General features: G+C 68.0%; 7 protein-coding genes. 4 read left to right on the forward strand and 3 right to left on the reverse strand.

The window, feature by feature from the left end:
- Positions 1 to 107: 107 nt before the first annotated feature.
- From DL990_RS38850 to DL990_RS38860, 3 genes are read left to right on the forward strand one after another with little or no spacing between them, the layout of a single operon-like run.
- Positions 108 to 560, forward strand: a complete 453-nt coding sequence (locus DL990_RS38850) for a (2Fe-2S)-binding protein (protein WP_125787612.1) — start codon at positions 108 to 110, stop codon at positions 558 to 560.
- Complete coding sequence (locus tag DL990_RS38855; RefSeq protein WP_125787611.1) at positions 547 to 1,506, forward strand: xanthine dehydrogenase family protein subunit M; 960 nt, start codon at positions 547 to 549, stop codon at positions 1,504 to 1,506. The genes DL990_RS38850 and DL990_RS38855 overlap by 14 nt, the downstream gene beginning before the upstream one ends.
- The gene (locus DL990_RS38860) at positions 1,506 to 3,683 is read left to right on the forward strand and encodes a xanthine dehydrogenase family protein molybdopterin-binding subunit (protein ID WP_125787610.1); all 2,178 of its coding nucleotides are present in this window, start codon (positions 1,506 to 1,508) and stop codon (positions 3,681 to 3,683) included. Before DL990_RS38855 ends, DL990_RS38860 begins: the two co-directional genes overlap by 1 nt.
- A 69-nt stretch (positions 3,684 to 3,752) precedes the next feature.
- On the opposite strand, the gene DL990_RS38865 is transcribed toward DL990_RS38860, so the two are convergent.
- Together DL990_RS38865 and DL990_RS38870 are read right to left on the reverse strand one after the other, a co-directional pair.
- Positions 3,753 to 4,685, reverse strand: coding sequence for an ornithine cyclodeaminase family protein (locus DL990_RS38865; protein WP_125801663.1), 933 nt, complete (start codon positions 4,683 to 4,685; stop codon positions 3,753 to 3,755).
- 18 nt (positions 4,686 to 4,703) lie between these two features.
- Positions 4,704 to 5,720, reverse strand: a complete 1,017-nt coding sequence (locus DL990_RS38870; protein ID WP_125801664.1) for a proline racemase family protein — start codon at positions 5,718 to 5,720, stop codon at positions 4,704 to 4,706.
- Between the two features lie 60 nt (positions 5,721 to 5,780).
- Here DL990_RS38870 and DL990_RS38875 point away from each other — a divergent pair, with 60 nt between their 5' ends.
- Positions 5,781 to 6,461, forward strand: a complete 681-nt coding sequence (locus tag DL990_RS38875) for a GntR family transcriptional regulator (protein ID WP_125787607.1) — start codon at positions 5,781 to 5,783, stop codon at positions 6,459 to 6,461.
- A 55-nt stretch (positions 6,462 to 6,516) separates the two neighbouring features.
- Here the strand turns inward: DL990_RS38875 and DL990_RS38880 are convergent, their stop codons facing one another.
- Positions 6,517 to 7,305: a metallophosphoesterase gene (locus DL990_RS38880; RefSeq protein WP_125787606.1), complete on the reverse strand. Its 789-nt coding sequence runs from the start codon at positions 7,303 to 7,305 to the stop codon at positions 6,517 to 6,519.
- Between the last annotated feature and the right edge of the window lie 405 nt (positions 7,306 to 7,710).

The raw sequence follows: 7,710 nt of genomic DNA on the forward strand, positions 1-7,710 counted from the left end.
TTGAAAATCGAAGCGGATGAATATCCGTTTCGGTTCGCGAACAGTCTCCCACCACCTCAACCTACGCCGTCGGGCCCGTGCCCGGACGATCTGCGGAAAGAGATCCAGTGGACATCTCACTCGAAGTCAACGGCAGGACGGAACACCTGAGTCTCGATCCCGGGGTGACCCTGCTGGACGCGCTGCGGGAGCGGCTCGCCGTCACAGGGCCGAAGAAAGGCTGTGACAGGGGGCAGTGCGGCGCCTGCACGGTGCACGTCGGCGGACGACCGGTGCTGTCCTGCCTCACCTTGGCCGCCACCGTGAAGCAGCCGGTGACCACGGTCGAAGGACTGTCCACGGAGGATCGGCTGCATCCGGTCCAGCAGGCGTTCGTCGACCGTGACGCCCTCCAGTGCGGATTCTGCACGTCGGGGCAGATCATGTCGGCGGTCGCCGCCGTCGAGCAGGACGTCGAGGACGTCCGTGAGTTCATGTCCGGCAACCTCTGCCGGTGCGCGGCGTACCCGAACATCATCGCGGCGGTCGAGCAGGCAAGGAGGGCCGATGCGTCCCTTTGAGCTGCTCGCACCCGAGACCGTCGAGGCCGCGGTCTCCTCGCCCGGCACCTTCCTGGCGGGCGGGACCACTCTCGTCGACCTGATGAAACTCAATGTCCTGACCCCACAACAGGTCCTGGACATCAACGCGGTGCCGCTGCGGGGTATCGACACCTCCGACGGGCTCCGGTTCGGCGCGCTGGAGCGAATGGGCGACATCGCCGCGCACCCCGGGGTGTATCCGGCGATCTCCCGGGCGCTGCTGCTCAGCGCCTCCCAGCAGATCCGGAACATGGCGAGTATCGGCGGAAACCTCATGCAGCGCACCCGCTGCTCGTACTTCCGGGACGTCGCCATGCCGTGCAACCGGCGGGTACCCGGCAGCGGCTGCCCGGCGATCTCGGGCGCCAACCGGATGCACGCGGTGCTGGGCACGAGCGATTCGTGCGTGGCGACGCACGCCAGCGACGTGGCCGTCGCACTGGTCGCCCTCGACGCGCGGCTCCGGCTGGTCAGCGCGACGGGAACCCGCACCGTCGAACTGGCTTCCTTCTACCGCCTGCCCGGTGACACCCCGGAAGTGGAGACCGATCTCCAGCCCGGCGAACTGATCGCGGAAGTCTTGGTCCCACGGTTGGATTGGGCATCGAACTCCACATACGTCAAGGTTCGGGACAGGCAGTCCTACGAGTTCGCGCTGTGCTCGGCCGCGGTCGCGCTACGGGTCGAAGGCTCGCGCATCGTCGACGCCCGGGTCGCGGCCGGCGGGGTGGCGACCGTGCCTTGGCGGCTGCCCGCGGTCGAGGCGGCTTTGCGCGGCGCGCCCGCGACGGTCTCGGCCTTCGAAGACGCCGCCGCGCTGGCCGCCGAGGGCGCGCGCCCGTTGGCCGCGAACGGGTTCAAGACGTCGTTGTTGCGGCGGACCATCGTCCGCGCACTGCTCGAACTGACCGAGGGGAGCCGCTGATGACCAGCCGGGTGGACGGACCGCTGAAGGTCACCGGCCGGGCCGAGTACGGGGCGGATCACACCTTCCCCGGGCTGGTCCACGGGTACGTCGTGCTCAGCACGATCGCTCACGGCGAGATCGACGCGATGGACGTCACGGCGGCGAAAGCTGCTCCGGGCGTGATCGGTGTGTACACGCCGTTCGATCCGCTGGAACTGCGCACCCCGGCCACACAGTTCATGGGTGAGACCTGGGTTCCTCTACAGGACAAGGAAGTCGCCTACTACGGCCAGCCGATCGGCTTCGTGGTCGCCGAGACCTACGAGCAGGCTCGGGACGCGGCGATGCTGGTCGAGGTCTCCTACCTGCCGAGGCCCGCGCTGACTTCGTTGCAGGACGGCCTGGCTTCGGCGGAAGACGCGCCTCCCGGTAGGGACGGCGGACCATCCACGCTCGCCATCCTCGCTCCCGGCGTCGAGTCCATCGAGGACGCGCTCACCGCGAGCCCGGTGGTCGTCGAAGCCACGTACTCCACCGCGCCCCAGACCCACGCCGCGTTGGAACCGCATTCCGCGGTCGCGGTGTGGGGGCCCGACGGCCTGACGGTCCACAGCGGCAACCAGGGATCCAACCTCCAAGCGGCGGAGCTGGCGATGGCGCTGGGCACGGAGCCGTCCGAGGTACACGCGGTGAACCCGTTCGTGGGCGGTGCGTTCGGCGGCAAGGGCCGCACGTCCACCCCGGCGTTCCTGGCCGCGGCGGCGGCCAGGGTCCTCGGCAGGCCGGTGAAAGCCGCGCTCAGCCGGGAACAGGTCTTCACCGCGACCGCGGGCCGGGCCGCGACGGTGCAGAAGATCGCCCTCGGCGCGGAACACGACGGCACGCTCAACGCCCTGCGTCACGACTCGTGGTGCAGCACGCCGCAGGACCGGTCGTTCGTCGAGCCGACGTCACACGGCACCTCGCGCGAGTGGTACGCCACCCGGAACCTGGCCATCAGCCAGAAGATCGTGCCGTTGAACATCCCGCCGACCACCTTCATGCGGGCGCCGGGCGAGGCGCCCGGGTCTTTCGCGCTGGAGAGCGCGATCGACGAGCTCGCGGTCGCGCTGCGCATGGACCCCATCGAGCTGCGTCAGCGGAACAACTCGACCGCTCCACCCGGCAAGGACCTGCAGTGGTCGAGCAAACACCTCGACGAATGCTTCCGCATCGGCGCGACGCGGTTCGGCTGGGCGGATCGCACGCCCCAAGGACGGGCCGACGGAGACTGGCTCGTTGGCATGGGAACGGCCACCGCAATGTTCCCCGCCTTGCGGTTCCCGGCGACGGTCGAGATCACCTTGCTGCCCGACGACACGGCCGTCGTCGCGACCAGCGGAGCGGACCCGGGGACGGGCTTGCTGACCGTGCTCTCCCTGGTGGGCGGGGAATCGCTGGACATCTCGCCGGATCGGGTGACGCCGCGGCTCGGTGATTCGAAGCTGCCGCCAGGGGGCATGTCCGGCGGCTCGACGGCCACCGCGAGTGCGGGGACGGCCATCATGATCGCCGCAGCCAAGGCGATCGACGAACTGCTGGCACTGGCGTCGGCCCCCGGCGCACCGTTCGACGGCATGGACGTGTCCTATGCGGACGGCCAGGTGCTGGCCGGAGACCGGACGATGACCTTCGGCGAGCTGTTGCGGGCACTGAAGCGCACCTCGCTGTCGGTGACCGGTTCCTCGGCGCCCGGCGAAGAGCTGACGAAACATTCGTTCAGCTCCTTCGGCGCCCAGTTCTGCGAAGTGCGCGTGCACAAGTGGACGCGCGAGATCCGGGTGTCCCGCATGCTCGGCGTGTTCGATTCCGGCCGCATCATCAACCCGGCGGCGGCGCGCAGCCAGATCATCGGAGGAATGATCTGGGGTGTGTCGGCCGCTCTGCACGAGGGGCTGGAGGTCGAGGACAACGGACGCTTCGCCAACGGTGACCTCGCGAGCTACCTGATTCCGGTGAACGCGGACATCCCGGAGGTCGACGTCCACTTCGTCGAGTACCCGGACACGTTGCACAACTCGGTCGGCGCGAAAGGGCTGGGCGAGATCGGCATCGTCGGAATGGCGGCGGCGGTCGCGAACGCCGTCCACAACGCCACTGGAATCCGGGTCCGGCACATCCCCATCCTGATCGAGGACCTCATCGACGAGGCGTAGGCGGGTGTGGAGATTCGGGACACGTGCGGTCCCGGATCTCCACACCCGGCATCCTGGGCTTGGTCGGGTTCACGTTGCCCGGCCGAGGCATGCTCGAGCGAGCAGATCGGCGATCGCCCAATCCTGCATGGCCACCCCGACACTCTTGAAGACCGTCCGGCCGGATCGCTTCGGGATCCCGTCGGTGAGCGCGGTGCCGAGCTCGATGAGGTCGTCCTCGGTGATGGCACCCGCCTCGAGTGCGTGGATGATCTCCCCGGACTCCTCGAGGACGGCGTCTCGTTCGTCGATGACGACGGTCGCTCCGGCGAGCAGCTCGTCCGGGAGTTCTCGCATGGTGGGGCGGAAGGCGCCGATGGCGTTGACGTGGGCGTGGTCGGCCGGCGACAGATGCGAGAACAGTGGCGTGGTGGACGTCGTGGCACAGCAGACGATGTCGGCATCGCGAACCGCCTCATCGACGTCGGCCTCGAGATGGACGGTGTCGAGGCGCAGCTCCTCGCCGAGGACCTTCGCGAGCGCGCGGGCGCGTTCGGGGCCGCGGGCGACGATCTTGAGCTCGGTCAGCGGCCGGACGGCGTGCACCGCGCGGATCTGATCGGCCGCCTGCCCGCCGGCGCCGATGAGGGTGCACGTCTTCGCGTCCGGCGGAGCCAGCAGGTCGGTCGCGACACCGACGACGGCACCGGTGCGGATGCGGGTCACTTCGGTGGCGTCGGCGACGAGATGACGGCCATGGCCGAGTTCGCTCCAGACGACGGTCCCGACGATGGCAGGTACGCGCCCGTCGAAGTCGAGGCTCAGAGTCTTGATCATCGCCGAGGCGGTCGGCCGGTGGTGCGTGGACATCACGAGGAATCCGCCGTCGCGCAGCACGGTCCGCGTCGGCATCTCGAACTCGCCACGTCGCAGCGCGAGAAATCCGTTCCGTACCGCGTCGATCGCGGCGGGCATGGACACGGCCGAACGGATCTCCTCCGGGCCGAGGGTGACGACGTCCATGAATCCTCCTGATTCCCCTCAGCGCAGTACGAAGCCCGGAACCAGGTCGTCGTCGGGATCCACGACGAACCGGTGGTGGCCGGTGGAGAACGCGCGGCCCGTCACCACGGCCATCACCGCGTTCCGCCCGGCGACTTCGGTCGTGTCCGCGATCCGGGCGGACCAGGTCGAACCGACGATCGACGAATGGACGAGTGCGCGATCCGCCGCCAGCCGCCCGGACGCGTGCAGCGCCGCGACGCGGGAGGCGGTCCCCGAACCACAAGGTGACCTGTCCACCTGACCATCGGCGAAGACGGTCACGTTGCGCTGACAGACGTTTCCGTCTTCGTCGTCGCCGAGATCGTCGAAGAAGATCACGCCGTAAACTCCGCTGAGTCTCGGGTCGAGCGGGTGCTCGGCGTACGCGCTCGTGTTGAGCTCGTTCTTGATCTTCCGTCCCAGACCGATCAGTTCGGGTAGCGAGGCCTTGTCGACGGAGAGACCGAAGTCCGCCGCGGCCACGTGGGCGTACATCGCGCCGCCGAACGCGATCACGCAAGTGGTGGAGCCGCGCGACGTCTCCACCACGACGTCCTCATGAAGGAGATAGCCGGCGACGCTGACGAAGTCGACCGCGGTGACCTTGGAGCCCGTCGTGGCCACCCGCGCGGTCACTCGTCCGGAGGGCACGTCGATGACCACATCGGTGACACCGCTGGGGTCTGTGGGCACCAGCCCGGTCTGGACCGCCCAGGTGCCCAGGCACATCGTGCCGTGGCCGCAAGCGGCGGAGAAGCCGTCCTTATGCCAGAAGAGAACGCCGAAATGGGCGCCCGGATCGTCCGGTGCCACGACGAAACCGCCGTACATGTCGGCGTGCCCGCGTGGCTCGGAGCAGAGCAGTTGCCGCAGTCCGTCGACTTCGGGGTCGACCGCGGCCGCGACACGCTTTTCGGCGACCGTCGCCCCGGCTGGTTCCGTTGTCTCGGTGACGATCCTGAACGGTTCGCCACCGCAGTGGTAATCCACCGCGTCGATCCCGTCGCTGGTCATGGTGAAGCAACGTAACATGTGACATTGTACTGACACAACGCCTGGTGAAAGGGAACGAGGATGGCTGGGGACGAACGTTCGATCACGGGGCTGCCCTTGATCGGCGGCCGTCGCAACCTTCGCGACGAGGTCATCGAAACCCTTCGCGGTGCCGTGATCTCGGGGGAGATGCGTCCCGGTGTCGTCTACTCCGCGCCCACGCTGGCCGAACGGTTCGGCGTGTCCGCGACACCGGTGCGCGAGGCGATGCTCGACCTCGTCAAGGAAGGTCTCATGGAAACCATGCGTAACAAGGGTTTCCGTGTCACTGAGCCCACCGAACACGAACTCGACGACGTCACCGAGCTGCGTGCCCTGATCGAAGTCCCCACCGTGCGCCGCATCGCCGAGGCGGGGGGCGACGCAGACGCGCTCAAGCGACTTCGTGAACTCGCGGCCGGGATCGAGCGGGCTTCCGTCGACCACGACCTCATCGATCACGTCAGGTTCGACATGGAGTTCCATCTCGCGCTGCTCGGCCTGGCCGGTAACGAACACCTCGTTGAAATCGTCCGGTCGCTGCGTGCCCGATCACGGATCTACGGTCTCAAGGTCCTGGCCGAACGCGGGCAACTCGTTTCCTCGGCGCGCGAACACGCGGAACTCGTCGACCTCATCGAGGCTCGAGACGCCGATGGCGCCGAGGCGCTCATGCGGCGTCATATCGGGCATGTCCGCGGTATCTGGGCGGCCGAGCCGTAACCATCGGAATCGACAGCGTCCGACTCTGCACCGTCTCGGGTCCACACAGGACGATTCAGCGCGGACCCGAGGCCATGACGCGGGCGTCGTCGAGGACCAGCGGTCGCCACTCGGCGGCGCCGGTTCGGCCGTGCCCTGGGTCGACACCGGTGAACACACGCCCTCCGACCCGCACCCGAACATGGCGGGCGTGCCAATCGACCGCCGCACGTTGCCGGACCCGTCCGGCACACCGCCAGATTCGGTCGGCGAACCGCACGACCGTGGAGTGCCCGTGGATCTGGCCGAAGGGGACGACGCCGCGATAGCCCATCCAGGGTTCGTGCAGCGCCGCACCCGATTCGGCCCACAAGGGACCGGCCCCTTCACCCCTCTCCCAGATCAAGTCCGGGCGGTCGTTGAGCAACTCCGCGGCCTCGGTCGCCGAGGTCGGTTCTCCCAAGCGTTGCCAAGCGGCGAGCGTCAAACCCGCGTGCGTGACCAATAGTTCTTCGCCCTCGGCGGTGCGTACGGCCTCGGCCACTCGCAGTCGTCCATCGGCCCACCAATCTCGTAGGCGGGTCACGTCGTCGTCCGCGAGAGGCTCGCGCCAGAAGACGTTTTCACCGGGCAGGTATTGCGTCTCGTGGTTTCCGGCGAGCTGGATCCAATGCCGCTCGTGCAGCAGATCCGCCACGATGTCGAGCACCCCCGCGCTGTCCGGGCCGCGATCGACGAGGTCGCCGACCTGGATCACGGTGAGATCGGGCGGAAGTCCTTCTTCGGTGGCGCCGAGCCAGGTCAAGGCTCGGCGCAGCTGATCCGGATGCCCGCCGACATCGCCGATGATGGCGACCTTTCCCATGCCCACCCCCAAGACAGCCGTTAGAAACCAGCGTACGGACTCTTAGGGCGGTCTCGTTTGCGATGATCGGCTGGACGGGAACACCCTCGTCTCCACGACGTCGTTCGTGCAGACGAGGGTGAGATCCTGTCCATGGCGGTCGATGTCGGCTTGTGTGCCGGAGTGAAATTGACGCCTCACTATGCCGTGGGCTTCGACGGTCTGGTCGAGTCATTCGCCGGGATGGCGAGCGGGTATACGAGTCCCTCGAGCACGACCTCCGGTTCCAACGTTCCGTGAAGGGGTCCTTCATGTACTTCAAGCAGGCGAAGGTGGGCCTCGCTCGGGAGGGTCGCCTGCTCCAGCGTGGCGCTCGTGAGCTTTCTGTCGTGCGATGAGGGCGTCGCAGGTCGCGAGTAGGTGCCT

Origin of the sequence: Amycolatopsis sp. WAC 01416, assembly GCF_003947485.1 — a bacterium.
Taxonomy (GTDB): Bacteria; Actinomycetota; Actinomycetes; order Mycobacteriales; family Pseudonocardiaceae; genus Amycolatopsis.